This window comes from Faecalibacterium faecis (assembly GCF_040096475.1).
In the GTDB taxonomy this organism is placed as follows: Bacteria; Bacillota; Clostridia; order Oscillospirales; family Ruminococcaceae; genus Faecalibacterium; species Faecalibacterium taiwanense.
Window position 1 is genome coordinate 49594 of sequence record NZ_JBBMEP010000012.1, and the last position, 25334, is coordinate 74927.

Consider the following 25334-nt stretch of genomic DNA (forward strand, 5'->3'; position numbering starts at 1 on the left):
GTTTCAACGGAAGGAGGAGGGACCGATGCACATTCAGAAGGTGCTGAACAGCAGTGTTGTGCTGGTGCAGGATGACAGCGGCGAGGAATCCATCCTGCTGGGCAAGGGCATCGGCTATGGCCGCAAGGCGGGCGAGCCCATTGAACGGCAGCCCTCAGACCGCGTGTTCCTTCCATTGTCCAACCCGGACGCACAGCCTATGCTGGAGCTGTTTTCCAGCATTCCGGCATCCTATCTGGAATTGACGCAGGACATTGTGGACGACGCAGAGCAGTCGCTGGGAGTCAAGCTTTCGGCGCACATCTATCTGCTGCTGACCGATCACCTGCATTTTGCAGTGGAGCGCCAGCAAAAGGGTCTTGTGGTGACCAACCGCATCTTCTGGGAAATCAAGCATTTTTATCCCAAGGAGTACGCGGTGGGCCAGCGCGGCCTGCAGAAGGTAAAGGCAAAGCTTGGCATCGAGCTGCCGGACGAAGAGGCAGGCAACATCGCCTTCCATATCGTCAACGCCCGGCAGGACCCGCAGGCCGGCTACGATGCCATGCGGGCAGCGCAGCTGATCGGTGAGCTGTCCAACATTGTCACCTACAGTATGCACTGTCCGGTGAGCACCGAGAGCATCCACTATGCGCGGTTCGTGAGCCACCTGCAGTATTTTGCCGAGCGGTTCTTCTCCGGCAAACTGATGGACAGCGAAGACGACTTTTTGTTCCAGCAGATGCAGCAGAATTATCCGGCAGCGGTGACCTGCGCGGAAAAAATACGCACCTTTGTGCTGCGCAAGTACGGCGTGTTTTTGCCCAACGAGGAAACCGCCTATCTGGCGCTGCATGTGGCGCGGCTGACGAGCGGCAAATAAAATCAGAAAAAGGGGAGAGCTGCCTTGCGGAAGGCGGCTCTCCCTTTGGGTTTTGAAAAAGGGAAGGGAAAAGGAAAAAACAATGGAGATAAGTCTGTTATTGATGCAGCAGATCGCACAGCTGTTCCTCATTCTGATCATGGGCTATGCTGTGGTCAAGGTAGGGCTGCTGAAGGCCAGCGACAGCCGGGTGCTCTCAGTGGTCATGGTCTATCTGGTCACGCCCTGCGTGATCATCAACGCATTCCAGATCGACGATACGCCGGAGATCCGCAAGGGACTTTTGTACTCCATGGCTATTGCGGCGGCTATCCATGTAGTGCTACTGGTGCTCAGCGCCCTGCTGAGCCGCCCGCTCAAGCTGGATGCCGTGGAACAGGTGAATGTGATCTACAGCAACGCCGCTGCACTGGTGATCCCGTTGGTCAAGGCTCTGATGGGCGATGCGTATGTCATTTACTCCTGCGCATTCATCATTGTGCAGCTGGTGCTGCTGTGGACCCACGCCAGTTCCCTTTTGCAGGGCAGCAGTGCGCTGGACTGGAAAAAGGTGCTCACCAATATCAACATGATCGCCATTGCAGCCGGTGCACTGCTGTACTGGTTCCGTGTGGTGCTGCCTGCACCGCTGCAGAATACCATGAGCACAGTGGGCAACATGATGGGACCGATGGGCATGCTGCTGGCCGGTATGGCCATTGCAGAAAAGCCGCTGCGGGAGGTGTTCTGCACCCGCCGCAACTATCTGCCCACAGTGCTGCGTCTGGTGGTATGCCCGCTGGTGGTTCTGGTGCTGCTGTGGGTCTGCCATGCATCCAGCTGGGTGGCCGACGGCAAGAACATCCTGATGACGGTCTACCTTGCCGCCATCACCCCTGCCTGTGCTACTGTTACCTCCATGGCTCAGCTCTATAACCGCGATGCGGCGCATTCCAGCGCGCTGTATGTGCTGACCACTCTGCTTTCCATTGTGTCTATGCCGGTAATGATCGGCCTGTTCGATCTGCTGCTGTGATGAGCTGCGCTTATTCCCTCTGCCAAAATACAATAGAAAGGAACCAACCTCAATGAATCAACCCAGAGACAAGGGCCTGAACGGCAACGAAAAGATCGAGCAGGCGGTAGCCGCCCTGCAGCAGGAGCCCACACAGGAACAGCTGGCCCACACCCTTACCGTGATCCGGCGGCGCATAAAGGAGCATGGCCAGCTTGTCGTGGCGGTGGAGCCCAATTTGGGCAGTGAACAGATGCAACTGCGGGCCATCCGGACGGCCGATGGCGCAAGCTGGTGGTATGCATTCACCAGCTTTGAGGAAGAACTGAAGGGAGCCGAGCCGGTGCAGTCCACCTTTCTTGTGGATATGGACAAACTGTTTGATGCAGCGCTTGCCGTGCCGGAGATCAGCGGCATCATCCTGAACCCGTGGAACCGCACCATCCAGCTGGATAAGACCCTCATCCGCATTATCAAGGGTGCATGAGTGCGCACCGCAAACCTGCGATACATGGAGGAAACAAAAATGTTCAGACCCATGAGAAGAGCCAGCCGCGCCATCCCGGAAGAAGCTGCAAAGCACCTGCTGCAGCAGTCCCGGCGGGGCGTGCTGGCAGTGAACGGCGACAACGGCTATCCCTTTGCGATCCCGGTAAATTATTACTACGATCAGGAGCACGACAAAATCTACTTCCACGGTGCAAAGTCCGGCCAGAAGGTGGACGCGCTGAAACAGAATGATAAGGTATGCTTTACCGTTTACGGCAACGAACACTTTGAGCCGGTCGACTGGGCACCTTATGTGCAGAGCACCGTGGTGTTTGGCCGCTGCCATCTGATCGACGATGCCGCTGCTACCGAGGCCCGCGTGCGGGAGCTTGGCATGAAGTATTACCCCGGCAAGGAAGAGGTGGAAAAGGAAATTGCGCTGGACATCAAGGCCGTGCAGCTTTACGAGATTACCATTGAACACCTCACCGGCAAACAGATCCAGGAAAAGTAAAAATAAAACAGGGGACTGTTGCAAAATAAAAATGCGATAGCAACTTGCACAAAGAAATAGCACAAAATCAAAAACCCGGAGCCTTTTTTAAGCCGTTTTGGCTGTGAAAAGGTTCCGGGTTTTGTGCATTGGTTTTTCAGAGAGCTATTTTGCAACAGTCCCGTATAGATCAGTTTGCAGGGAAAGGCCCGGCGGTTATCTGTGTTCCGGGCATTTGGGGGCCGCCTTGGTCAGCATCTGCTGGAACTTGCGGGCTGCCGTGTTCAGCGGACGGTGATGGTCGTACACAAGGCAGATGGAGCGCTGAGGGATGATCTCCTGCAGATGCAGCTGCACGATCTCACCGCGGGCCAGTGCATCCTGTGCCATGGGCTGGGGCAGGAACGCAATGCCCAGCTCACTTTTGACAAGGGTCAGCATCTGGTCGGTGGTGGCAGCCTCGGTATCCGGCTTCAGCACCGCACCGTGATCCAGAAAGAACTGCCGGTAAAAGGCGCGGGTCATGCTTTCGTCGCTCAGGGAGATCAGCGGATAATTGTTCAGCTCCTTCAGCGAAAGGTTCTGGCTGGAAAGGGCAGTAAAGGTCCTGCCGCCCACAAGCACCTCATAAAAGGGCTTCAGCTCCACCATTTTCAGGCCGCTTTCCACCTCGGCAGGGGTGGTGATGATGGCAAAATCCACCTCGCCGTTTTTCACGGCCTGCAAAGCCTGCGGCGTGGAGTGGTTGGAGATGCGCAGGCGGATGCCGGGATAGTCCGTGTGGAAGGCGCGCAGCTTTTCTGCAAGGTAGATGTTCAGCGCAGTTTCGGTAGCGCTGATGCTGATCGCACCGTGTTCCAGCGTGGCGCTGGCGCTCAGCTCTTCTTCTGCATCCTGGATCTGCACCGCCGCAGATGCAATGCGGGAGTAAAGCAGTTCACCCTCCGGGGTAAGGGTAACGCCGCGGTTGGAGCGGATGAACAGCACGCAATTCAGCTGGCTTTCCAGCCGGTTCATCGAGTGGGTGATGTTGGGCTGGTTGTTGCCCAGCACCCGCGCGGCTTTGGTGAAATTCTGATATTTCGCGACATAATAAAAGATTTTGTAATATTCCCAGTCCACATACATAGCGGCGTGCCCTCTTTCATGTCAATTTTGTATCGTGATCATGTGCAGGATACTTTTTACACATTCTCTACTTGCTAGTATAATAACACCGCAATCAAAAATTGCAAGAGGAAATTCAAAAGTATAAAGTGGTTTGAACGGAGGCGGTTCTTATGTCTGAGATCAAAAAGGTCGTGCTGGCCTATTCCGGCGGTCTGGATACTTCCATTATCATCCCATGGCTGAAAGAGCATTACAACAACTGCGAGGTCATTGCAGTGTGCGGCAATGTGGGCCAGAAGGGCGAGCTGGAAGGTCTGGAAGAGCGCGCCAAGGCAAGCGGTGCTTCCAAGCTGTACGTAGAAGATCTGACCGATGAATTTGTGGAGGATTACGTCATCCCCACCATGCAGGCCGGGGCCGATTACGAGGGCTATCTGCTGGGCACCAGCTTTGCACGACCCATTCTGGCAAAGCGTGTGGTGGAGATCGCCCGCGCCGAGGGTGCAGATGCCGTGTGCCACGGCAGCACCGGCAAGGGCAACGATCAGGTGCGCTTTGAACTGGCCATCATGCACTTTGCACCGGACCTGAAGATCATCACTCCGTGGCGTGAGTGGGACATCCAGAGCCGTGACGAAGAGATCGACTATGCCGAGGCACATCACATCCCGCTGAAGATCAACCGCGAGACCAACTACTCCAAGGATAAGAACCTGTGGCACCTGAGCCATGAGGGCCTTGACCTTGAGGACCCGGGCAACGAGCCGCAGTACGATAAGCCGGGCTTTTTGGAGCTGGGTGTCAGCCCCAAGACCGCACCGGACAAGTCCGAGTTCGTGGAGCTGGCATTTGAAAAGGGCGTGCCGGTGAGCCTGAACGGCGAAAAGATGAAGCCCGCCGTCCTCATTGCCAAGCTGAATGAGATCGGCGGCCGCAATGGCATCGGCCTGTACGATGTGGTGGAGAACCGTCTGGTGGGCATGAAGAGCCGCGGTGTGTACGAGACGCCCGGCGGTACCATTCTCTATAAGGCTCATGAGGTGCTGGAAACTCTGACTCTGGATAAGCTCACTGCCCACAAAAAGCGCGAGCTGGCCATCACATTTGGTGAACTGGTCTATGACGGCCAGTGGTTCAGCCCCCTGCGCAAAGCTCTGAGTGCCTTCGTCACCTCCACGCAGGAAAACGTTACCGGTAAGGTGCGTCTGGAGTTGTACAAGGGCAACATGATCAATGCCGGTGTCTGGTCTCCGTATTCCCTCTACCGTGAGGACATTGCAACTTTTGCTGCCGGCGGCGACTACAAGCAGAGTGATGCTACCGGTTTTATCAGCATCTATGGTCTGCCCACCAAGGTACAGGCTATTGTAAATAACGAAAAAGAAGGTAAATAAGAAGTTATGCTTACCGCAGTTACTGGTATCAATTGGGGCGATGAGGGCAAGGGCCGCGTCATCGATCTGTTAGCCGAACATGCCGATGTTGTTGCCCGCTATCAGGGCGGCAACAATGCCGGCCACACCGTTGTAACGGAGCAGGGCAAGTTCATCCTGAACCTGCTGCCCTCCGGCATCCTGCACCCGGACGTTGTCTGTGTACTGGGTGCGGGCATGGTGATCGACCTCGACCATCTGGCCGGAGAAATGGATGCCATTGAGGAGCGCGGCGTAAAGGTAGGCTCAGAAAACCTGAAACTTTCAGATAAGGCCACCATCTCCATGCCGTGGCACAAGGTGCAGGACGGCTTGGAAGAGGACCGCCTTGCCCAGAAGGGTGCGGCCTTTGGTTCTACCCGCCGCGGCATTGCCTACGCCTACAGCGACAAATACCGCAAAAAGACCCTGCGTCTGGGCGATCTGCTGCATCTGGACGAAAAGCGCGTGCAGGACCGCCTGCACATGATCCTGGAATCCAAGAATCTGGAGCTGGGTGGCTGCTATCATCAGGAACCCATGAGCTACGATGCTCTGCTGGAATGGTGCCGGATGCAGGCCGGACAGTTTGCACCGTATATCTGTGATGTGGGTGCATTTTTGCAGCAGGCTCACGACAGCGGCAAGCGCATCGTGCTGGAAGCCCAGCTGGGTGCCATGCGCGATATCGATTACGGTATCTTCCCGTTCACTTCCAGCTCCAACACGCTGGCTGCCTATGCGCCGCTGGGCGCAGGCATTCCGAACTGCCGTCTTGACCATGTGGTGGGCGTGCTGAAAGCCTACTCCACCTGCGTGGGTGCAGGCCCCTTTGCCGCCGAGAACGCCATGAGCGAGGATTGGAATGAACAGCTGCGCAAGGCAGGCGGCGAGTATGGTGCGGCCACCGGCCGTCCGCGCCGTGTCGGCCCCTTCGACTGTGTGGCCAGCCGCTACGGCCTTACCTGTCAGGGCGCAGACAAGATCGCCCTGACGAAGCTGGATGTGCTCAGCAGCATGAAAGAGATCCCGGTGATCACCGGTTACACATTGGATGGCGTGCAAGTCCCCAGCTTCGACCCGCTGTCCGACCTTGACCGTGTAGAGCCTGTGGTCACTATGCTGCCAGGCTGGAACAAGGATATCTCCGGCTGCAAGAGCTGGGATGAGCTGCCCAAAGAGGCCAAGGCTTACGTGGAATTTCTGGAAAAGCAGCTGGGCCATGAGATCCAGTTCGTCTCCACCGGAGCCGAGCGCGAGAAGTTCGTGCTGAAAGGAGAATGGCTGTGAGACACTTTATTGAGCCCAACAGCTTTTCTCTGGAAGAGCAGCTGGCCCTTCTGGATCTTGCCGACCGGATGGAGGCCGACCCGGCACCCTATGCCCACCTGTGCGATGGGCGCATTCTGGCAACGCTGTTCTACGAGCCTTCCACCCGCACCCGCCTTTCGTTTGAATCGGCCATGCTGCGGCTGGGCGGCAAGACACTGGGCTTTGCAGGGGCACAGCTTTCTTCCGCCAGCAAGGGCGAGACGGTGGAGGACACCGCCCGCGTGGTGAGCAATTACGCCGATGTGATTGCCATGCGCCACCCCAAAGAGGGCGCACCGCTGCGGGCATCCCTTTCTGCACGTGTGCCGGTGATCAATGCAGGCGACGGTGGGCACGCGCATCCCAGCCAGACGATGATCGACCTCATGACGATCCGCCAGCGCAAGGGGCGGCTGGATCATTTGACTATCGGCTTCTGCGGCGACCTCAAGTTTGGCCGCACGGTCCACTCCCTGACCGCTGCGCTGAGCCAGTTTGAGGGCAACCGGTTCGTGTTCATCTCGCCGGAAGATCTGCGCCTGCCGCAGTATGTGAAGAATGAATCGCTGGAGCCGACCCATCAGATCTATAAGGAAACGGCTGACCTTGAAGCCGAGCTGCCGCATCTGGATGTGCTGTACATGACTCGTATCCAGCAGGAGCGCTTTTTCAACGAGGAAGAATACCTGCGCCTGAAAGGCTGCTACCAGCTGGACGAAGCGCTGCTGCAGAAGGCACCGCAGGATATGCCGGTGCTGCATCCGCTGCCCCGCATCGACGAGATCAAAAAGGATGTGGATGACGACCCGCGTGCCGCCTACTTTGATCAAGTGCACAATGGTGTGTATATCCGCATGGCCATCATTCTGGCGTTGCTTGATATCCCTGATCCAGTTACCGGCAAAAAGGTGCTGGAAGCATGATATAAACCTCTTCCCCGAATCCTAAAAAGAAAGCCGGGCAGACCGCAGTCTGCCCGGCTTTCTGATATTACTTTAATCCACCACCGGAATGTTCAGCCCGAATTCCAGCGGGCGGAAGCGGGGGCAGACGTTCTCGGTGATGCAGATGACCGATGCGGCCAGCCGGCTGCCGATCTCGCAGGACTCGGCCAGCGTTTTGCCGTAGGTCAGGCCGATAGTGGTGCCGGCAAAGAAGGCATCGCCTGCGCCGGTGGTGTCGATCACATCCACCTTCTTGGCAGGCACCACGCCGCACTCGCCGTTGGCGCGGGCATATACGGCACCCTGACCGCCCATGGTGATCACCATACTGGGAATGTTGGCGCTGTGCACATTGGCGGCCAGAACCCTGCACATCTCGTCCGGGGCCAGATGGCCGTAATCATCGGAGAACAGCAGCCCGGCTTCCTGCTGGTTACACACAAAGCAATCGATCTGCTGCAGGAAATCTCGGCGCTCCATGGCAATACTCATGTTGGAAATGGCCGCAAAAACCTTTTTGTTGTACTTTTTGGCGTAGTGCAGCACCTGTTTTACAGTATCTTTTTCCAGATCCAGCTCCAGCGCAATGGCATCGCAGTCGGCAAAGATCTCGTCACCCTTTTCCTTTAAAAGGCCGGTGAGGGGAGTGGTGTCCGGCCGCTTGGAAATGGCTGCATGCACATCGCCGTCGTTGTCAAAGATGGCCAGCCAGGTGCCCATGCCGTCCGGCACGCGCTGGATGTACTTGGTGTTCACCTTGTGGTTCTCCAGCTTGTTGATCACATCCTGTCCCATGCCGGTGTCGTCCACCAGACTGACAAAGGTAGGGCGCAGCTCTACATTGGCGATATCCTCCACCACGTTGCGGCTCACTCCGCCGTGTACCTGCTCAATGCGGCCGGCATTGCGCCCGCCCGGAATATAGGCGGAAAGGGGATAGCCTTTGATATCCACAAAAACAGCACCGAGCACAACGATTCCCATAGCAAAAAACCTTTCTGAACAAGAAATATTTACGTCTATTATACCGTATTCTGACACAATGCGCCATCCCTTTTGCGCAAAAACTCCGCAAAGGTCAGGCAAGGGCTGTCTGCGCTGTGCGCACCAGATATTCCATGGCCTGCATCGGGTACTGTCCGGCAGCAGTCTCACCGGTCAGCATCACGCTGGCCGCGCCGTCCAGCACGGCGTTGTAAATGTCACTCACCTCGGCACGGGTGGGCACGGCGCGGGTGCACATGCTGTCCAGCATCTGGGTCACTACCATAAAGGGCACGCCTGCAGCCCGGCAGGCGGCGGAAAGCTGCTTCTGGCAGCGGGGCAGCTCCCACAGCGGCATGGCATTGCCAAGGTCTCCGCGGGCGATCACCACCTCATCCACAAGGTGGATGAATTCCGGCAGGGCACGCACACCGGTCATGTTTTCAATTTTGGCAAAGATACGGATATCCGCAGCCCCGGCTTCTTCCAGCGCATGGCGCAGGGCCAGAATATCTGCTTTGCCGCGCACAAAAGGCAGCATCACACCGGTAACACCGCACTGCTTTGCAATTTTCAGGTTCTGCAGGTCTTCCTCCGTCAGGGTAGGCGAGGGCACCGCAAGGCCCGGTGCAGCAATGCTTTTGCGGCTCTGCAGGGTGCCGCCGCGCACCACGGTGCACACAAGGGCTTCCGGCAATGCCTGTGTGACCTGCACCAGAAGCTTGCCGTCGTCCAGCAGAAGCTGCTGTCCGGGCGCAGCCGCCTGTACCAGAGCTGCCGGGCAAGGTACGCCGTCTGCGCCAAGGCGTACAGAGCTGCCCTCAACCAGAGCAACAGGCTCTGCCAGCGTGCCGATGCGCAGTTCCGGCCCCTGCAGGTCGATCAGCAGCTGACGGATGCCGGCTGCGCGGATCATGGCCAGCCAGTCGGTGTGCGCCGCCAGCGGCCCGTGGGAAAGATTCATGCGGATGCCGGTCATGCCGGCTTCCACCATGTGCTGCAAGATCGCCGGCTGTGCGCAGGCCGGGCCGATGGTACCATAAAAATCCAAGGTTCATTCCCTCGATTCATTTTTTATTTCTAATGTATATTGTAACATGAACTGTTCGGGTTGAAAAGAGCCGGACGCGGGCAGAATAAGGGGATTGAAAAAATGCGGTAGCAGCTTGCGCAGGGAAATTGCGAAAAATCAAAGACCCGGAACCTTTTTAGAGCCGTTTGGCCCTGAAAAAGTTCCGGGTTTTGTACAATGTTTTTGGAGAGCTGTCTTGCAACAGCTTTTTCGCATGTTCGGATGGAGCGCGCCCGGCAGCTGAACCTTGTGCCGGGGGATATCTTGTTCCGCAAGGTGTTCTGCTTTACCCGCAAGGACGGCGATTGCTGGGTGCACTGTGTGGCGCGGGTACCGGTACACCTGCCCGAATAACAAAAGAGGCTGTTGCACATCGTTTTAGCCGAAAGTGCAGCAGCCTCTTTTTGTTGTGGGCAATCAGCCCTCCGATGCAAAAAATTCTTTGGTCAGCCTGACCACCGTGCCGGAAAGCAGCAGCAACGCGAGCAGGTTCGGAATGCTCATCAGGCCGTTGAAGGTATCGGCGATGCTCCACAGCAGGCCCAGATCCATCGTTGCGCCCAGAATGGACACAAAGGAGTAGACCAGAAAGAAGGGCTTTGCCACCTTATCGCTGCGGCACAGGAACACCAGAAACCGGGAACCATACAGGCCCCAGCCGATGATGGTGGAAAAAGCAAAGCAGCACAGGGCCACGGCGGTAAAGATGGAAGCCCAGCCGCCGTAGGTGGTGGTAAAGCCGCTGATGGTCAGCTCTGCACCGGCAGCGGTGCCGTAGTTCACGGTGGTGCCGCTGCACAGAATGACCATGGCAGTCAGGGTGCAGATGACGATGGTATCGGCAAACACTTCAAAGATGCCGAACATGCCCTGCTTGACCGGCTTTTTGGTGTCGGCGCAGGCGTGGGCAATGGAGCCGGTGCCAAGGCCGGCCTCGTTGGAGAAAATGCCGCGGGACACACCCTTCTGCATACTGACGAACAGGCTGCCGATGGTGCCGCCGGTGAACGCTGCCGGGTTGAACGCGCCCGCAATGATGGACTCGAACACATAGGGCAGGCGCTCAAAGTTCAGCACCATAACGCCCACGGACAGCACGATGTAGAACAGAGCCATAAAGGGCACCAGCTTTTCGCTCACGCTGCCAATGCGCTTGATGCCGCCCAGCAGCACCATGGCCACCAGCATGGCCACTGCGATGCCAACCACGAGGTTCAGGGTAGAAAGCGCACCGCCGCCCACCACGCCGTACTCCAGCAGAGCGGTATCGATAGCGGCAACGATGGTATTTACCTGTGTGGCATTGCCGGTGCCAAACACGGTCAGCACGCCAAACAGGGAATACAGCACAGCAAGAAACTGCCAATGCTTGCTCAGGCCGTTTTTAATGTAGTACATGGGGCCGCCTACCCATTCGCCCGCCTCGCTGCGCTCACGGTAGTGCACCGCCAGCGTGACCTCGGCAAACTTGGTGCACATGCCCAGCAGGGCAGAACACCACATCCAGAACACGGCACCCGGTCCGCCAATGGCGATCGCGCCTGCCACACCGGCAATGTTGCCGGTGCCCACGGTGCCGGCCAGCGCGGTGCACACCGCCTGAAAGGGGGTCATGGCGCCATCGGAAGCGTCTTTTTTGCGGAACATGCGTCCGATGGTGGTCTTGATGGCGTAGGGAAATTTGCGGATCTGCAAAAAGCCCGTGCGAACGCTCAGGAGCAGGCCTACGCCGATGATGCACGCCATGGCGGGCACGCCCCAGATGAATTGGTTGACCGCCTGATTGACGGCCGTGATCGTCTCGATCATATTTTTCCCACATCCTCTGTTAAATTGCGCTTTTCCAGCCGAAATGCCGGAAAACAAACATCTTATTCTACCGCAGTTTTTGCGCACTGTCAAATAAAATGCACAAAAAAGAGGGAGGCTTTTTGGCAAACTCTCCCTCAACTGCTTCAATCTATTTTATTTTACTTGGCCTTCGCCGTCCAGCGCTTTCAAGAAGGCTCAGCACTTTCCAACTGCCTTGCGGTATACCGGGTAAGCCACGATGGCGGACAGCACTTCGGTGATCCAGAATGCATGCCACACGCCGTTTGCGCCCAGAAAATGGCACAGCACAGCGGCCAGCGGCATGATGAATACGATGTAGCGGCACAGCGAGATGACCAGCGATTCTGCGCCCTTGCCAAGGCCTTCCAGTGCACCGGAAGAGGTGGTGGATACGGCAGAAACCACAAAGCCCAGACAGATGATGCGCAGGGCAGTCTGGCCGATGGCGATGGTTTCGGGGTTGGAGGTGAACAGCTGCATCAGCGGGCGGGAAGCGAACAGGCAGATGACCGTGCCCGCAGCCATGATGGCAGCACTCATGATGAGGGTGAGTTCGTAGAGCTTTTTCACGCGGGCGTGCTGTTTGGCACCGTAATTGTAGCCAATGAGCGGGCGCATACCCTGCACGATGCCGTTGGCGGGCAGATACAGGAACGTCTGCAGCTTGTAGTAAATGCCCAGCACCACCACGTAGCTCTGGGAAAAGCCCGCCAGCAGGCCGTTCAGGAAGGTGACCAGCAGAGAGGGCAGGGCCAGATTGAGGATGGCCGGCACGCCGATGGCATACAGTTTGCCGTCCAGTGCGGCATCCGGGCGCAGGCAGCTGCGGCGCAGTCGGATAGGCAGCTCAGTACGGACGTAAACGAAAAGGTAAACGCACAGGCTCAGCAGCTGGCCGATGCCGGTGGCAAGGGCCGCACCCGCAATGCCCATGGCAGGCACCGGGCCAAGGCCGAAGATCAGGATGGGGTCCAGAAGGATGTTGCACACACAGCCAAAGATCAGCGCCGCCATAGTCACCTTCATGCGGCCCACGGCCTGAAACATCTTTTCAAAGGCCAGTGCCGCCATGTTGATGGTGGCAAACAGGAATACGATGGTGGAGTAGGTGATGCCGGATGCGATCAGGCCTGCGTCGCTGGTGAACCGGCGCAAAAAGCCCGGCATGATGACAATGCTGACAATGGTGATGAGAATGCCGTGCATCAGGCTCAGCGCCATACCGTGGGTGGCGGCAGTCTCGGCCTTTTTGTGGTCGCCCGCGCCAAGGTACAGTGCGATCATGGCATTGATGCCAATGCCAAAGCCAATGGCAATGGCGTTGGCAAAATTCTGGATCGGGAACACCAGCGACAACGCAGTCATGGCGTCTTCGCTGATGCGGGCCACAAACAGGCTGTCTACAATGTTGTACAGGCTGTTCACCAGCATGGAGATAACGTTCGGCAGTGCCATGGATACCAGCAGCGGCAGCACCGGTTTTTCTTTCATAAAGGTCTCGTTCATAGTGTTTGCATTGCTCCTGTAGAGAAAAGAAATGAATTACTGCAGCCGCGGAATCGTCAGGGCGAGACTGCTCGAAAACAAACGCAGACGCAAAAAAGCCACACAATGGCTTTTTTGAAGTCATTGTGTGGCGAAAAGTAGCATATTGCTGTAAAAATCCACACGAATTTTATTAACTGTAGGATAACACGGCTTCCGGCAGATGTCAAGAGGTCAAACAGATAAAGTATGACTTTTATAGACTTGACCATTTTTCACCGGGAGGCTAAAATAAAAATAGATACTTTATAAAATAAGGAGAATCCTGCCATGAAATGGATGATCGCATCCGACCTGCACGGGTCGGCGTTTTATTGCAAAAAAATGATCAAAGCGTTTGAGCGGGAGAGAGCAGATCGGCTGCTTTTGCTGGGGGATCTTTTGTATCACGGCCCCCGCAACGACCTGCCGGAGGGCTATGCCCCGAAGGAGGTCATCCCGCTCCTGAACGGGCTGAAGCCGGCGCTTTTGTGCGTGCGGGGCAACTGTGACGCTGAGGTGGATCAGATGGTGCTGGATTTTCCCATTCTGGCCGACTATGCGGTGCTGCCGGTGGGCAGGCGGCTCGTTTACGCTACCCACGGTCATGTGCACAACCTGAAAAACCTGCCGCCGCTGGCTCCGGGGGATGTCCTACTGCATGGCCACACCCACATTCCGGCGTGGACAGAGTTCGGCGAAGGCAATCTCTACCTGAACCCCGGTTCTGTGAGCATCCCGAAGGAGGGGAGTGCACATAGCTATATGACACTGGAAGGGGAGACTTTCCTTTGGAAAACGCTGGAAGGCGAAGTGTACCGGGAGCTGGAGCTGTGATGGGGGCAATGGAGCAGGAAGAGAAAACGGTTCAGATCCGGGATGATTTCGACCCGGACAAAATTCTGGAAAGCGGCCAGTGCTTTCGCCCCCGGAAGCAGGCGGAGGGCTGGTATCGGTTTGTTTCCGGGAGACAGCTGCTTTACCTCAGACCACTGCGCAGCGGAACCTACACGGTGCGGTGTGAGCCGGGCGCGGAAACCTTCTGGCACGGTTACTTCGACCTTGGCCGCAGCTATGCCGCCCTGCGCGGAAAGCTGGACAGCCAGGACGACTTTCTGCAGCGTGCCATGGAATATGGCCGGGGCATCCGGGTGCTGCGTCAGGATGAGTGGGAGATGCTGGTCAGCTTCATCATCTCGCAGCGAAAAAGCATCCCGGCTATCCGCAGGGCGGTAGAGCTGCTTTCGGAGCGGTTTGGCGAGCGGCTGGGCAGCGATAGCGAAGGGCCGGTGTATGCGTTCCCGACAGCAGAAGCGCTCTGCTGTGCCGGGGAGCAGGCGCTGCAGGAGTGCGGTCTTGGCTACCGCACCCGCTACGTGCTGCATGCGGCGCAGCAGGCGGCAGAGGGTACACTGGACCTGAAGAAGCTGGCTTCCCTGCCCGATGAAGCACTTTTTGCCCGTTTGATGGAACTGGACGGTGTTGGCAAAAAGGTGGCAAACTGCGTGTGTCTGTTCGGCTATGGCCGTGTGGGCCGTGTGCCGGTGGATGTCTGGATCGAACGGCTCATCCGGGACGAATTTGCCGGGCAGGACCCGTTCCCGCAGTTCGGGCTGGAAGCAGGCATCGTGCAGCAGTACCTGTTCTTTTATAAAAGAAGCGTGGGATAAGAACCGCGGAGCCGCAGGCAGGAGCGTAGGATCATCCGCTAAGCAAAAAAGGCAACGGCTTCCTCTGTTTGAGGAAAACCGCTGCCTTTTGATCATTTTACCGCCTGCTTTAACCGTTCCAGATCTTCTGCATCCGGGTGAGAAAGGGCGTTGTCAAAATTCTCGATCAGCGCATCCAGATTGGGCAGATGGATCGGCTGCTTTTTCATGCCCTCATACCGCTGGCGTACCGAAAGCGGCATCTTGCCCTGACACATATAACGGCCGAAGACCGTGTTGCTCCTGTCCAGTGAACGCTCCACCTTTTTCAGGATCTTGTTGAAATACTCCTCACTGCCGCCAAAGCCGGCGGTGCCAAAAAGGAAGATATTTTTGCCGTGCACCTGCTTCAAAAAGTCCAAAGTGCTTTCGTCAGCGTTTCCCTTGTCTGTCCAGAAGCCCACATAGAGGTCGTCCGCTTCCATGGCAGCAGGGTCCGGGGTGCCAAAATAGCAGCAGTTTTCCTGTGGCAGACAGGCGTGCAGCGTGTCTGCCAATAATTTTGTGTTGCCTGTTTTACTGCTGAATACGATCGCGTAGCTCATAGTTTCTCCTTTGGTCGGTAACAACAAAAAACACCACACGTTTCCGTGCGGTGCTTTTCCTTCTGGTGGAGAATACCGGGATCGAACCGGTGACCTCTTGCATGCCATGCAAGCGCTCTCCCGAACCACGCACTCACGCACCCCCACGCAAAGGTGCGAGGATGAACGATATTTGTCGTTATAACGCTTTATTTTAAGAAAGACGCATTCTCACCCAGAAGCAACTCTGTTGCTTAAACGAGTTTTATTGACGATGTATAGTTTACAACCTGTCTCTAGGTGTTGTCAAGATGTTTTATCCCTCTTTCGGTACCAAACAGGTTGAAATCTTCTTATTTATCAAGCTGAAAAGCGCAATTTTGATTTTCAAAAATCGGAATTGCGCTTTTTATTTCAAAAAATCTATTGCGAGGAGGTTTTCTACAATGTCAACATCTTACCGACGCTATTTCAGAGCACAGCCGCATGACCCTTGATTACTTCTATGGACAAGCCGGAGAGCTTTTCTCATTCTACCGCATACCCAAAGCACTGTTTCAGGAACCACGATTCCAGAGCCTGTCAACCGATGCCAAAACACTGTACGGTATCCTGCTCGACCGCATGAGCCTATCTGCTAAAAATGGTTGGCTGGACGAACAAGGCCGGGTGTTCATCATCTTCACAATCGAAGATCTATCGTGCAGCAGTTCATGATGGAAACTTTTCAGCCGCCTTACCGCATCCGCTACAACAACTCCATTACTGTCCGCTATTCTCCCTATACCTCCGAATGGCGGATCAGCAATAAATCTGCTACTGGCTTCGGTGACATTATAGCCACCGAAACCTACGGTACCCGCCGAGCCAATGCTTATAAGAGTTTGGAAGATACCTTAAATTTGCGTGACAGCCGCGTTTATGATACCATCGTGGAGGATGGCAAGGAAAAGCGCGTGCTGAATCAGAACGAAACCACCCTCGCCCAGCAGAAACAGCAGGCTATCAAGGACGCTTTTGCTGGCTGGGTCTGGAAAGACCCGCAGCGGCGCGCCTTGCTGGTAAAAAAGTACAACGAGCTCTTTAACAGCACCCGGCCCCGTGAGTATGACGGTAGTCACATTCATTTTGTGGGCATGAACCCAGAGATCAATTTGCGAGAGCATCAGCGCAATGCAGTTGCCCATGTGCTGTATGGGTACAACACCCTTTTGGCGCACGAAGTCGGTGCCGGCAAGAGTTTTGAGATGGCGGCTTCCGCTATGGAACTGAAACGTCTGGGCTTATGTCAAAAAAGTCTTTTTGTCGTGCCAAATCATTTGACGGAACAATGGGCCAGCGAGTTTTTACGCCTGTACCCCAATGCAAAGCTGCTGGTTACCAGCAAAAAAGATTTTGAACCCGCTAATCGCAAAAAATTCTGTGCGAGAATGAACTGCTGAAGCAATTGATGGACTTCCACGCATACGATCTGCTTCATCGGGATGCTGCACTGGCCCTGACCATCGCGCCGGAAAACACAAAAGCCTACTATTGGCTTATTCGCTCGTACCAGAAGCAGCACATGGACGAGATGGCAGCGGGCGAGCTTGCGGCTGCGAAGCAAAAGCTGCCCGAAGATGAATACCAGAAACTACTCAACTCACTCGAATGATAAAATAACGTAGTTGCGTCATGCGACTTTCGTGTGACCTTCATACAACTTCTGTGTGACCTTATTTTTTCTAAAATCGTTCCATGTGACTTTCATAAGACCGTCATGTGACTTCTATAAGACCCTCGTGTGCTATGATAACAAGGCAAGTCAAAGCCTTGTTGTCTGGCCGCGAGGGTTTTATTTTTTTGTCCTTTTTTTAGCCGGATAAACCGCTTTTGACCTGTAACGAAGAAAAATATATCGAAAGCCTGAGATGCATTAAAGGCTGAGGATACTCATATTGCTTTCCATCCGCGGATGGAAAACAGTGTTTGTACCCTTTTCTTTAATGCGTCTCTTTTTTGCGCCCAAAGAAAAGCCAGTGCCCTGTCCAACAGTGAAGTGTCCTCATCCTCCGCATCCAGTGGAAAGGACATTTCATGTTTCTTTTTGCCCTCTTTTCGTGGCTGGAACTGGCCGCAAAGTATCCCTAGAATCTCCAAATTTTCAACTTTTTACGCTTTATCGAAAATTTGGAGGTTTAACATGGGATTTAACAATGGTTTTGAGCATGTACGTCTGGAAAACAAGTGGAAGAAACTGCGTATCCAGTACCGGGAAGCAGGAATGTCAGAGGAAGCAATTCAAGAGATGTACAACTTTGATGTTCAAGTTGTCAACTCCGAACAGCGGTACTATCGACATTCAAAAGACCTCGCCTTTAATGATGCAGACACGGAGGACACCCATAGTAACGACCGCTATGAAGAAGCTATTTTGATGGCCGACACATACAGGGAGACCAAAAGTCGTTTTACATGGATTGGCGAAATTGAAGATGAACGCTTGCTCTCTGCCCTTGAGAAATTGAAAGAGGAGGATCCATATCTATCCGCAAAACAACTACCCGACATAGGAGGACATCTCTATGGTTGAATTGAATCCTACCGTGCGGGAGCAGGAGATTTACGAGGAAATGGAGCTGACCCCGGAAATGGTCAAATCCATCCGAACCCTCTGCGCGACCTGCCTCCGGCACTTCGTGGAAGCTAAGGCTTTCAAAATTGCGCTCGTGCCCAGCCCTGACAAGAGCATGGACACCTGCACGGTCTGCCAGACCAACCGTGGGCATGACTATGTTGTTATGCACCGGTAAGTCCGGCACTGCACTTTGTCACCGGGGAGGTGATAACACACCCCATTAAAATGAATGCCACCATAAATTGAACGAAGCCCGCTGCCAAGAAAAAGCAGCGGGCTTTGTACATAACAAAACATGGAGGTAAACATTTGCAGCAAAACTGGAAGTTCCGGCGCGGAGACATTTACTACGTCCAATTCGGAAACACAAGTACCGGCTCGGAACAGCACGGCGACCGCCCTGCGGTCATCATTCAGAATGATGTGGGCAATACCTACGCACCGACCCTCATTGTTGTCCCTCTGACAAGCAATACGGAAAAGAAAGTAACTCAGCCGACACACTGCTTATTGGAAAACGAAGGGCTGTCTATGTCCTCTATGGCTCTGGCAGAACAGATCTTCACCATCGACAAAAGCCGCATTTTGAAATACTTAGGGCATCTCGCCCCGGAAGATATGCAGCGGCTCGATTATGCCTTGAAGAACAGTCTTGCCTTAAACCCACTGGGCAGCATTCGGAAGCTCAAGCCCATCATCCGCTCCACGGCAGCGTATGCGCCGCCGGAAGTAGTGGATGGCAAGCCGCCTGTCTATCCCTACACACCCATTCAATCGTCCTTTGAGGACGCAGGGAGCGTGGAGGAAATGATGCTGTACACCGAGCTGCAATCCGCTGTTCATGCCATGATACAGCGGCTCGAATACAGCTTTACCTTTAATCCCAGCCTGCTCACCATCCCGAAGCGTAAGCAGCAGGTCAGTGAGATTTTAGCAGAAGCCGAAAAATACATCTGGAGAATCCGGGAGGAAATGCAATGCGACTGAGCAACACCAACAACTTTTCCGCATCTTTCAATGTGGCCACTCCTTATCAGATGGTGGTCATTCACAGCAGCAAGCTAATCTACCCGCGCGAGCTTTATCAGCGGGGCATCCAGCGTAAGCGCGTTGAGCTGATTGCAAGAGACTTCAATGAATATACGGCGAACGAACCGAAAATCAGCTTCCGCAATGGCCGGTATTATGTGACGGACGGCCAGCACACCATTGAAGCGCGTATCCTGCGCAACGGTGGCAAAGACCTCCCGATTCTCTGCAAGGTGTATACGGGTCTGACGATGCAGCAGGAAGCCCTGTTCTTCGCAGAGCAGAACGGTCACGCTGCACCGCTGACGGCGGGCATCAAGCTCCGTGCCAAGGTCGTGGGCGAGGATGCTCTTTCCATGGCATTCCTCGCAGCCACCAACCGGGTGGGTCTGGACTTCAACTATGACAGCTTGCAGTTGAGCGACTACCGCATCAGCTGCGTAGGCACTGCACTCAAGCTGTACAACCAGATGGGCGAGAAAATCTACTGCGAGGCTCTGCGGCTGATTGTGGACGCATGGGAGGGCAAACCCGATTCCTTCCGTGCCGCAGTCCTGAAGGGTGTGATGTACTTCGTGGAAGTGTATCACGGTGAGTTCAACGAGGAACGGCTGATCCGTGCCCTGCGCAGCGTCCATCCCATGGAAATCTACCGCACCGGGATGGACAACCCGGCAAAGCTGCCCGGATGGAAGAAATACGTTTTCCCCATCTATGCGGCGTACAACGGCAAATCCCGTAAGGATGCGCTGCCGATGAAGTTCTGACATTTACAGGAATCTCTCCTTAAAGACAATGGGCATCCGCACAACGCAGATGCCCATTGTTACATATTAAGACAACAGCATTTATTCATAATAGGAGTTACAATCTTATGATCGATAAATTTTCACAGGTCGCAGAGAACCTTCCTGCGGCTGACCGTGATGCCGACCGGCAATATCATGTAATCAACGGTTATCCTGTCGTTTTTAGCTTTTCCAAGGAACCCAACCCGGAAGCGTTTGAGCGCATTCGGAACATCCTGCTTGCCACCAGCTATACGAAGAAGGTAGGTTGACATCATGGACGAATGCAGAATCAAACGCTATACTGAGTGCGGTAACGGGCGATATTACAAACCGAGCCATTGCCGGACGTTCTTTGACAACGAAATAAAGCCTATCCCCACTTTTATGATGAAAGTGAGGAATTTACAATGACAAGAAATAACAATCGCGTGTGCTGCTTGTACCGCGTTTCCACCGATAAGCAGGTGGATTTCAACTCCAACCATGAAGCAGACCTGCCCATGCAGCGAAAGGCTTGCCATAAATTCGCTGAATCGAAGGGCTGGGTCATCGTCCATGAAGAACAGGAAGAAGGCGTGTCCGGCCACAAAGTCCGGGCCGCCGCCCGCGACAAGCTCCAGATCATCAAGGACTATGCCCGAAAGGGCAAGTTCGATATCCTGCTGGTATTCATGTTCGACCGTATCGGTCGTATCGCAGATGAAACGCCCTTTGTTGTGGAATGGTTTGTACGGAACGGCATCCGGGTATGGAGTACCCAAGAGGGTGAGCAGCGTTTCGACAACCACACTGACAAACTGCTGAACTACATCCGATTCTGGCAGGCGGACGGAGAAAGCGAAAAGACTTCCGTCCGTACCCGCACCAGTCTGCGCCAGCTTGTAGAAGAAGGTCACTTCAAGGGCGGAAATGCGCCTTATGGCTATGACCTTGTACGGAGTGGGCGTATCAACAAGCGCAAGCATGAACTGTACGAACTGCACATCAACGAGCAGGAAGCTGCCGTAGTGCGGATTGTCTTTGACAAATATGTGTATGAGGGCTACGGCCCGCAGCACATTGCTACCTATCTGAACAATTCTGGCTATCGCGCAAGGTCTGGAAAGTGCTGGCACCCATCCAGTATTCGGGGGATGGTACAAAACCTGACCTACACCGGCGTTCTCCGCTGTGGGGATGCACGGTCAGAATTGATGCCGGATTTGCAGATTGTCCCGCAGGAACAGTTTGAAAACGCACAGCGCATTCGGAATGAACGCTCTGTGCGCTCAACTGCGGAAGCCGAAAATCGTCTTCCTTTGAACATCCATGGGAAGTCGCTGCTTGCCGGCAACGCTTACTGCGGACACTGCGGTGCAAAGCTGGAACTGACCAGCAGCCGTAAATGGCGAAAAATGGCAGATGGATCGTTAGACGATACGCTGCGTATTCGCTATACCTGTTACGGAAAGCTCCGCAAGCAGACCAACTGCACCGGGCAGACGGGATATACCGTCCACATTCTGGATGAGATCATTGATAAAGCTGTCCGCCAGATTTTCTCCAAGATGAGGGGTATCCCCAAAGAGCAGATCGTTACAAAACGCTATGAAAAAGAGAATGCGGAACGCAAGAATCATCTGCAAGACCTTCAGACACAGCGGAACAAGGCAGAAAAAGACCTGTTCGCACTGAAAACCGAGGTTTTAGCTTGCATCAAAGGTGAAAGCGTGTTACCGAGAGAAACCCTTGCCGAAATGATTACAGCGCAGGAAGAGAAACTCACGGAGCTGGAAAACCTTTGCGAAGCGGCCAGTGAAGAACTGGAGAAAACGGCTGAGCTGATGGATAAAGTGTCGCGGCTGTATGATGAACTGATTTCTTATGCTGACCTGTACGACAGTGCAAATTTTGAAGCGAAGAAGATGATCGTCAACCAGCTCATCCGCAGGGTAGACGTATATCGCGGATACCAGATCAACATCTCGTTCAACTTCGATCTCACTCCTTACATTGAGGGGGAGTGATACGTCCGCCTGCAAAACAGTCGGGCATCGAACAAGCATTTTCAAAAACAACGAAACAGCAAGAATTGGGGGTTGCCGTCCATACGCCTGCAAAATCAGGCATTTGGCTGATTTTCAGTGTGACCTCCAAGAAAGCAAAAAGAAAAGCACCATACTTCCTACGAAGTACAGTGCTTTTTTGGTGGAGAATAGCGGGATCGAACCGCTGACCTCTTGCATGCCATGCAAGCGCTCTCCCAGCTGAGCTAATCCCCCATAAAATCCAAGAAGCGAACCTCTTGGATGGAGTTTTTTGTTGGGAATTTGATTGTCGCAGGACTATCTGACTGGGGGTGTGTTTTGATACCAACCGGGCTCCCAGCTGAGCTAATCCCCCATAATTTTCCAGAAGTGGAAACCTCTGGAAAAGAGATGCTCAAACAAGAAACGTTTTATGAAGTTCAGTCGTGGGGGTGCGTGAGCGCACTGCCTGGGCTCCCAGCTGAGCTAATCCCCCAGATGTTTGTGCCGTGCCTGACGACAGGAGTAATTATACCAGCGCTTTGCCGGATTGTCAACAGCTTTTTTGGGATTTTCTGCAAAAAAATTCCCGCCGGGGAAATGCCCTTCCCGGCGGGAAAAATGACTGCGAAAAAACTTACGCTCTTGCGTTCTGCGGGTCGAAGATCTGCGGTGCGACACGGATCAGGATCACCACAAGGACCGTGGTCAGGATGGCTTCGGGCAGCATGTAGGTGGCGTTGTACACGGCACTGTACAGCCAGCACAGACCGTCCACGCTCATGTTGGAGATGCCGGGAAAGCCGATCTCGGTCATCCAGCTGAAAGCGTAGTCGTAGTCCTTCCAGACGATGTAACCGGACAGAAAGCTGCACAAAAAGCGCAGCAGGCACACCACAAAGGCGCTGACACCGACACCCACGGTGCGGCTGCGGAAAGGCTTTGCGATCAGGCAGGCAAAGCCCAGAACCGTGAAGGCCAGAAGGTAGTCCAGCAGCACGCAGCCCACCTGTGCCGTGAGGGTCTGGCAGTATGCCAGATTGCCAAGGCCCTGCACAAGCTGGATCAGGCTGTTGACGAAAGCGGTCATGATGCCCCACTTTGCGCCGTGGCGGTAGCTCATTACCAGAATGGGCACCATGCTGAACAGGGTGATGGAACCGCCGTGGGGCATGAGCGGGATCTGGATCATGCTCAAAACGGTGGACAGGGCGATCATCAGCGCACCCTCCACCAGAATGCGGGTTTTGGAATAGGTTTTGGTCATAGGGATTCCTCTTCTCAGAACAATAGTACACAAAAACAAAATGCGCCCGCTTCCAGCAGGCGCACGGGGTTTGTGAAAGAACGGACAGTTCTGCAAACTCCCACGCCGGCATTGTCCGGTCAGGTAAAAGGGTACTCCGCAAAACGCGGATCTCAGCCTTTCGGCACCCCTGTTTTTATGTCCATGCAAAAGTATAGCGCGTCCGGCGCAAAAGTCAAGCCCCGGCGGAACATATCTGCCCCGGCCTGTGCATAGGCTGTACCATAAGTTCACAATGGGAGGAGTCTGGATATGAAGGGAGACCCCGAACAGAGGGCGGTACAGCTGGGCGAATATATCGCGGCCAACCGGGCCACAGTGCGTGCGGCGGCAGCGGTGTTCGGGTGCAGCAAGTCCACCGTGCACAAGGATGTTGCGGTGCGGCTGCGGACGCTGCAGCCGGAGCTGTTCCGGCAGGTGCGGGCGGTTCTGGCCTGCAATAAGGCAGAGCGGCATCTGCGCGGCGGTGCGGCCACCCGGCGCAAATACAGCCGCAGATAAAAGACGGCACACTTCCGAACAAAACGGAAGCTGTGCCGCCTTTTTTAGGTTCAGTCCCGGGTGCGGAACTGGCTCAGTGCGCCTTTTTCCAACCGGCTGACCTGTGCCTGACTGATGCCGATCTCCCGCGCCACCTCCATCTGGGTCTTGCCCTGCAGGTAGCGCAGCTCCATGATCCGCTTTTCCCGCGGGGTCAGCCCGGCCACGGTCTGCCGGAACTGCAGCCCGCTGATCCAGCTGTCCTCGCCGTCCGGGTCCCGCACCTGATCGATCACATACATTGCATCGCCGCCATCGGTGTACACCGGCTCTTCCAGACTGATCGGCTCCACCACCGATTCCAGCGCCGCCGTCACTTCCCGGCGGGTGAGCCCGGCGCTCTGGGCGATCTCGTCCATGGTCGGCTCGCGGCCCAGCTGCTTTTCCAGCGCTTCGCGGCTCTGCATGGCCCGGTAGGCGGTATCCCGCAGGCTGCGGCTCACCCGCAGGGCGTTGTTGTCCCGCAGAAAACGCCGGATCTCGCCAATGATCATGGGCACGCCGTAGGTGGAGAAGCGCACCGGCTGGGCGGGGTCAAAATGATCGATGGCCTTGATAAGCCCGATGCACCCCACCTGAAACAGGTCGTCCAGATTTTCGCCGCGCTGGGCGAACCGCTGCACCACGCTGAGCACCAGCCGCAGGTTGCCTTCCACCATTTGTTCCCGGGCTGCTGCATCACCGGCGTGGGCGCGGGCCAGCAGCTCCCGTTTTTCGGTTTCGGTCAGCACAGGCAGCTTTGCAGTGTTCATGCCGCACAGCTCCACTTTGTTGTACATCCAAACGCCCCCGGTCTGTTTTGATCTTCACCGGGAGTATGGGATGCGCAGCGGCATTGTATGCGTGGAAAAAACTGTGCGCTTTCCCGTTTGACAGGAAAGCGCGGCAAAATAAAAAATGACCGCCTCGAGTCCCAATCCGAGCGGTCATCTTTTCTTGACTAATCCGGTAAGGAACTAGCCGTTTGCAGGGCCAGCGCCTTTTGTAGTTTTATTATACGCAAATCAGCGTGGATTGTCAAGCCCAGCGGGCGGCAGTCCGCGTTTTTTCACCTCACTCGTTTTCCAATTGTACTTTTAAGGTATGGATGATCCGTTTTTCCAGCCGGGAAATGTAGCTTTGGCTGATGCCCAGTGCGTCGGCGGCCTCCTTCTGGGTGCGCTCAATGCCGTCCGCCAGACCAAAGCGCAGCTCCATGATCTGCCGTTCCCGCGGGGACAGGCTGTCCACGGCCCGGCGAAGAACGGCACGCTCCGCATCCTGTTCCAGCCGCTGGCTGATCTGGTTCTCATCACTGCCCAGAATATCAGAAAGCAGCAGCTCGTTGCCGTCGCCATCCACGTTCAGCGGTTCGTCGATGCTGGCTTCCTGACGGCGGTTGGAGCTTTTGCGTAAGTACATCAGAATTTCATTGCCGATGCAGCGGCTGGCGTAGGTGGCCAGCTTGATGCTGCGCTCTGGCGTGAAGGTGTTCACCGCCTTGATCAGCCCGATGGTGCCAATGCTGATCATGTCCTCGGCAGGCACACCGCTGCTTTCGTACTTTTTGGCAAGATACACCACCAGCCGCAGGTTGTGGGTGATCAGGTCGTCCCGGGCAGCGGCATCGCCTGCAGCCATACGGGCCAGCAGGACCTTTTCCTGTTCCGGGGTCAGGGGCGGGGGCAGGCTGGGCGCGCCCGCCAGAAAATGTGCGCCGCCGCAATAGCCCAGCCGTGCAAGGAGCCAACGCCAGAACCGGTGCAGAACATGAAACATGAATACCCCTCCTGTACATCTATAAG

Annotated in this window: 26 protein-coding genes, 1 tRNA gene and 2 pseudogenes; 19 read left to right on the forward strand and 10 right to left on the reverse strand. The window is 55.2% G+C overall.

The annotated features are described in order from the left end of the window. The first annotated feature begins 25 nt into the window (after window positions 1-25). The 4 genes from WMO17_RS07725 to WMO17_RS07740 all read left to right on the forward strand — a co-directional run bounded on the left by WMO17_RS07725 (window position 26) and on the right by WMO17_RS07740 (window position 2859). Entirely contained in the window at window positions 26-862 is an 837-nt protein-coding gene (locus WMO17_RS07725; protein ID WP_005945634.1) for a PRD domain-containing protein, read from the forward strand. Window positions 863-944: 82 nt separating this feature from the next. Continuing rightward, on the forward strand, window positions 945-1877 hold the full coding sequence (locus tag WMO17_RS07730; RefSeq protein ID WP_349137833.1) for an AEC family transporter: 933 nt from the start codon (window positions 945-947) through the stop codon (window positions 1875-1877). 52 nt (window positions 1878-1929) lie between these two features. Further along, entirely contained in the window at window positions 1930-2343 is a 414-nt protein-coding gene (locus tag WMO17_RS07735; RefSeq protein ID WP_337679581.1) for an SseB family protein, read from the forward strand. A 39-nt stretch (window positions 2344-2382) separates the two neighbouring features. Next, window positions 2383-2859, forward strand: coding sequence for a pyridoxamine 5'-phosphate oxidase family protein (locus WMO17_RS07740; RefSeq protein WP_349137834.1), 477 nt, complete (start codon window positions 2383-2385; stop codon window positions 2857-2859). Between the two features lie 195 nt (window positions 2860-3054). Here the strand turns inward: WMO17_RS07740 and WMO17_RS07745 are convergent, their stop codons facing one another. Then, window positions 3055-3966 (reverse strand): LysR family transcriptional regulator, encoded by a 912-nt coding sequence (locus WMO17_RS07745; protein ID WP_298637434.1) that lies wholly within the window; start codon window positions 3964-3966, stop codon window positions 3055-3057. A 152-nt stretch (window positions 3967-4118) separates the two neighbouring features. Here WMO17_RS07745 and WMO17_RS07750 point away from each other — a divergent pair, with 152 nt between their 5' ends. From WMO17_RS07750 to pyrB, 3 genes are read left to right on the forward strand one after another with little or no spacing between them, the layout of a single operon-like run. Further along, window positions 4119-5342, forward strand: a complete 1224-nt coding sequence (locus WMO17_RS07750) for an argininosuccinate synthase (protein ID WP_097775311.1) — start codon at window positions 4119-4121, stop codon at window positions 5340-5342. A gap of 6 nt (window positions 5343-5348) precedes the next feature. Beyond that, a complete protein-coding gene (locus WMO17_RS07755) occupies window positions 5349-6650 on the forward strand; it encodes an adenylosuccinate synthase (RefSeq protein WP_120080162.1) in 1302 nt (433 codons plus the stop codon). Then, window positions 6647-7594, forward strand: coding sequence for an aspartate carbamoyltransferase (gene pyrB, locus WMO17_RS07760; protein ID WP_044954226.1), 948 nt, complete (start codon window positions 6647-6649; stop codon window positions 7592-7594). The genes WMO17_RS07755 and pyrB overlap by 4 nt, the downstream gene beginning before the upstream one ends. A gap of 72 nt (window positions 7595-7666) precedes the next feature. Here pyrB and WMO17_RS07765 read toward each other — a convergent pair whose 3' ends face one another. From WMO17_RS07765 to WMO17_RS07780, 4 genes are all read right to left on the reverse strand, one after another. Beyond that, entirely contained in the window at window positions 7667-8599 is a 933-nt protein-coding gene (locus tag WMO17_RS07765) for a carbohydrate kinase family protein (RefSeq protein ID WP_097775313.1), read from the reverse strand. A gap of 94 nt (window positions 8600-8693) precedes the next feature. Then, window positions 8694-9650 (reverse strand): pyruvate kinase, encoded by a 957-nt coding sequence (pyk, locus tag WMO17_RS07770; protein ID WP_097775314.1) that lies wholly within the window; start codon window positions 9648-9650, stop codon window positions 8694-8696. A 438-nt stretch (window positions 9651-10088) separates the two neighbouring features. Beyond that, the gene (locus WMO17_RS07775) at window positions 10089-11480 is read right to left on the reverse strand and encodes an alanine/glycine:cation symporter family protein (RefSeq protein WP_349137835.1); all 1392 of its coding nucleotides are present in this window, start codon (window positions 11478-11480) and stop codon (window positions 10089-10091) included. 198 nt (window positions 11481-11678) lie between these two features. Further along, window positions 11679-13010, reverse strand: coding sequence for an MATE family efflux transporter (locus WMO17_RS07780; protein WP_349137836.1), 1332 nt, complete (start codon window positions 13008-13010; stop codon window positions 11679-11681). A 309-nt stretch (window positions 13011-13319) separates the two neighbouring features. Here WMO17_RS07780 and yfcE point away from each other — a divergent pair, with 309 nt between their 5' ends. Continuing rightward, the gene (gene yfcE, locus WMO17_RS07785) at window positions 13320-13865 is read left to right on the forward strand and encodes a phosphodiesterase (RefSeq protein WP_005945659.1); all 546 of its coding nucleotides are present in this window, start codon (window positions 13320-13322) and stop codon (window positions 13863-13865) included. Then, a complete protein-coding gene (locus tag WMO17_RS07790) occupies window positions 13865-14698 on the forward strand; it encodes a DNA-3-methyladenine glycosylase family protein (RefSeq protein WP_349137837.1) in 834 nt (277 codons plus the stop codon). The genes yfcE and WMO17_RS07790 overlap by 1 nt, the downstream gene beginning before the upstream one ends. Window positions 14699-14790: 92 nt before the next feature. On the opposite strand, the gene bilS is transcribed toward WMO17_RS07790, so the two are convergent. Then, a complete protein-coding gene (bilS, locus tag WMO17_RS07795) occupies window positions 14791-15282 on the reverse strand; it encodes a flavodoxin family protein BilS (RefSeq protein WP_349137838.1) in 492 nt (163 codons plus the stop codon). Window positions 15283-15747: 465 nt separating this feature from the next. On the opposite strand from bilS, the pseudogene WMO17_RS07800 reads away from it, so the two are divergent. From WMO17_RS07800 to WMO17_RS07840, 9 genes and pseudogenes are all read left to right on the forward strand, one after another. Continuing rightward, window positions 15748-15960 (forward strand): annotated as a pseudogene (locus WMO17_RS07800) (replication initiator protein A); the annotation flags it as partial. Continuing rightward, window positions 15954-16694, forward strand: a pseudogene (locus WMO17_RS07805) (DUF8437 domain-containing protein); the annotation flags it as partial. The pseudogenes WMO17_RS07800 and WMO17_RS07805, both read left to right, overlap by 7 nt. A 17-nt stretch (window positions 16695-16711) precedes the next feature. Further along, window positions 16712-16915, forward strand: a complete 204-nt coding sequence (locus tag WMO17_RS07810; RefSeq protein ID WP_349137839.1) for a hypothetical protein — start codon at window positions 16712-16714, stop codon at window positions 16913-16915. Window positions 16916-17443: 528 nt separating this feature from the next. Continuing rightward, entirely contained in the window at window positions 17444-17833 is a 390-nt protein-coding gene (locus WMO17_RS07815) for a sigma-70 family RNA polymerase sigma factor (protein WP_349137840.1), read from the forward strand. Beyond that, entirely contained in the window at window positions 17826-18053 is a 228-nt protein-coding gene (locus WMO17_RS07820) for a hypothetical protein (protein ID WP_015565651.1), read from the forward strand. The genes WMO17_RS07815 and WMO17_RS07820 overlap by 8 nt, the downstream gene beginning before the upstream one ends. A 134-nt stretch (window positions 18054-18187) precedes the next feature. After that, the gene (locus WMO17_RS07825; RefSeq protein ID WP_176934468.1) at window positions 18188-18865 is read left to right on the forward strand and encodes a type II toxin-antitoxin system PemK/MazF family toxin; all 678 of its coding nucleotides are present in this window, start codon (window positions 18188-18190) and stop codon (window positions 18863-18865) included. After that, window positions 18856-19674 (forward strand): DUF6551 family protein, encoded by an 819-nt coding sequence (locus WMO17_RS07830; protein ID WP_015565652.1) that lies wholly within the window; start codon window positions 18856-18858, stop codon window positions 19672-19674. The genes WMO17_RS07825 and WMO17_RS07830 overlap by 10 nt, the downstream gene beginning before the upstream one ends. A 107-nt stretch (window positions 19675-19781) precedes the next feature. Continuing rightward, window positions 19782-19967 (forward strand): hypothetical protein, encoded by a 186-nt coding sequence (locus WMO17_RS07835; RefSeq protein WP_015565653.1) that lies wholly within the window; start codon window positions 19782-19784, stop codon window positions 19965-19967. A gap of 138 nt (window positions 19968-20105) precedes the next feature. Beyond that, window positions 20106-21704 carry a recombinase family protein gene (locus WMO17_RS07840; protein WP_112145132.1) on the forward strand — a complete coding sequence of 533 codons (1599 nt, stop codon included), beginning with the start codon at window positions 20106-20108 and terminating at the stop codon, window positions 21702-21704. 179 nt (window positions 21705-21883) lie between these two features. On the opposite strand, the gene WMO17_RS07845 is transcribed toward WMO17_RS07840, so the two are convergent. Then, window positions 21884-21959 (reverse strand) — tRNA-Ala (locus tag WMO17_RS07845). Between the two features lie 382 nt (window positions 21960-22341). Continuing rightward, on the reverse strand, window positions 22342-22971 hold the full coding sequence (locus WMO17_RS07850; RefSeq protein ID WP_097775318.1) for an energy-coupled thiamine transporter ThiT: 630 nt from the start codon (window positions 22969-22971) through the stop codon (window positions 22342-22344). A gap of 291 nt (window positions 22972-23262) precedes the next feature. Here WMO17_RS07850 and WMO17_RS07855 point away from each other — a divergent pair, with 291 nt between their 5' ends. After that, window positions 23263-23511, forward strand: a complete 249-nt coding sequence (locus WMO17_RS07855) for a sporulation transcriptional regulator SpoIIID (RefSeq protein ID WP_005945675.1) — start codon at window positions 23263-23265, stop codon at window positions 23509-23511. 50 nt (window positions 23512-23561) lie between these two features. On the opposite strand, the gene sigG is transcribed toward WMO17_RS07855, so the two are convergent. Together sigG and WMO17_RS07865 are read right to left on the reverse strand one after the other, a co-directional pair. Further along, window positions 23562-24329 (reverse strand): RNA polymerase sporulation sigma factor SigG, encoded by a 768-nt coding sequence (gene sigG, locus WMO17_RS07860; RefSeq protein WP_349137841.1) that lies wholly within the window; start codon window positions 24327-24329, stop codon window positions 23562-23564. Between the two features lie 274 nt (window positions 24330-24603). After that, window positions 24604-25308, reverse strand: a complete 705-nt coding sequence (locus WMO17_RS07865) for a sigma-70 family RNA polymerase sigma factor (RefSeq protein ID WP_118526123.1) — start codon at window positions 25306-25308, stop codon at window positions 24604-24606. Window positions 25309-25334: the final 26 nt, after the last annotated feature.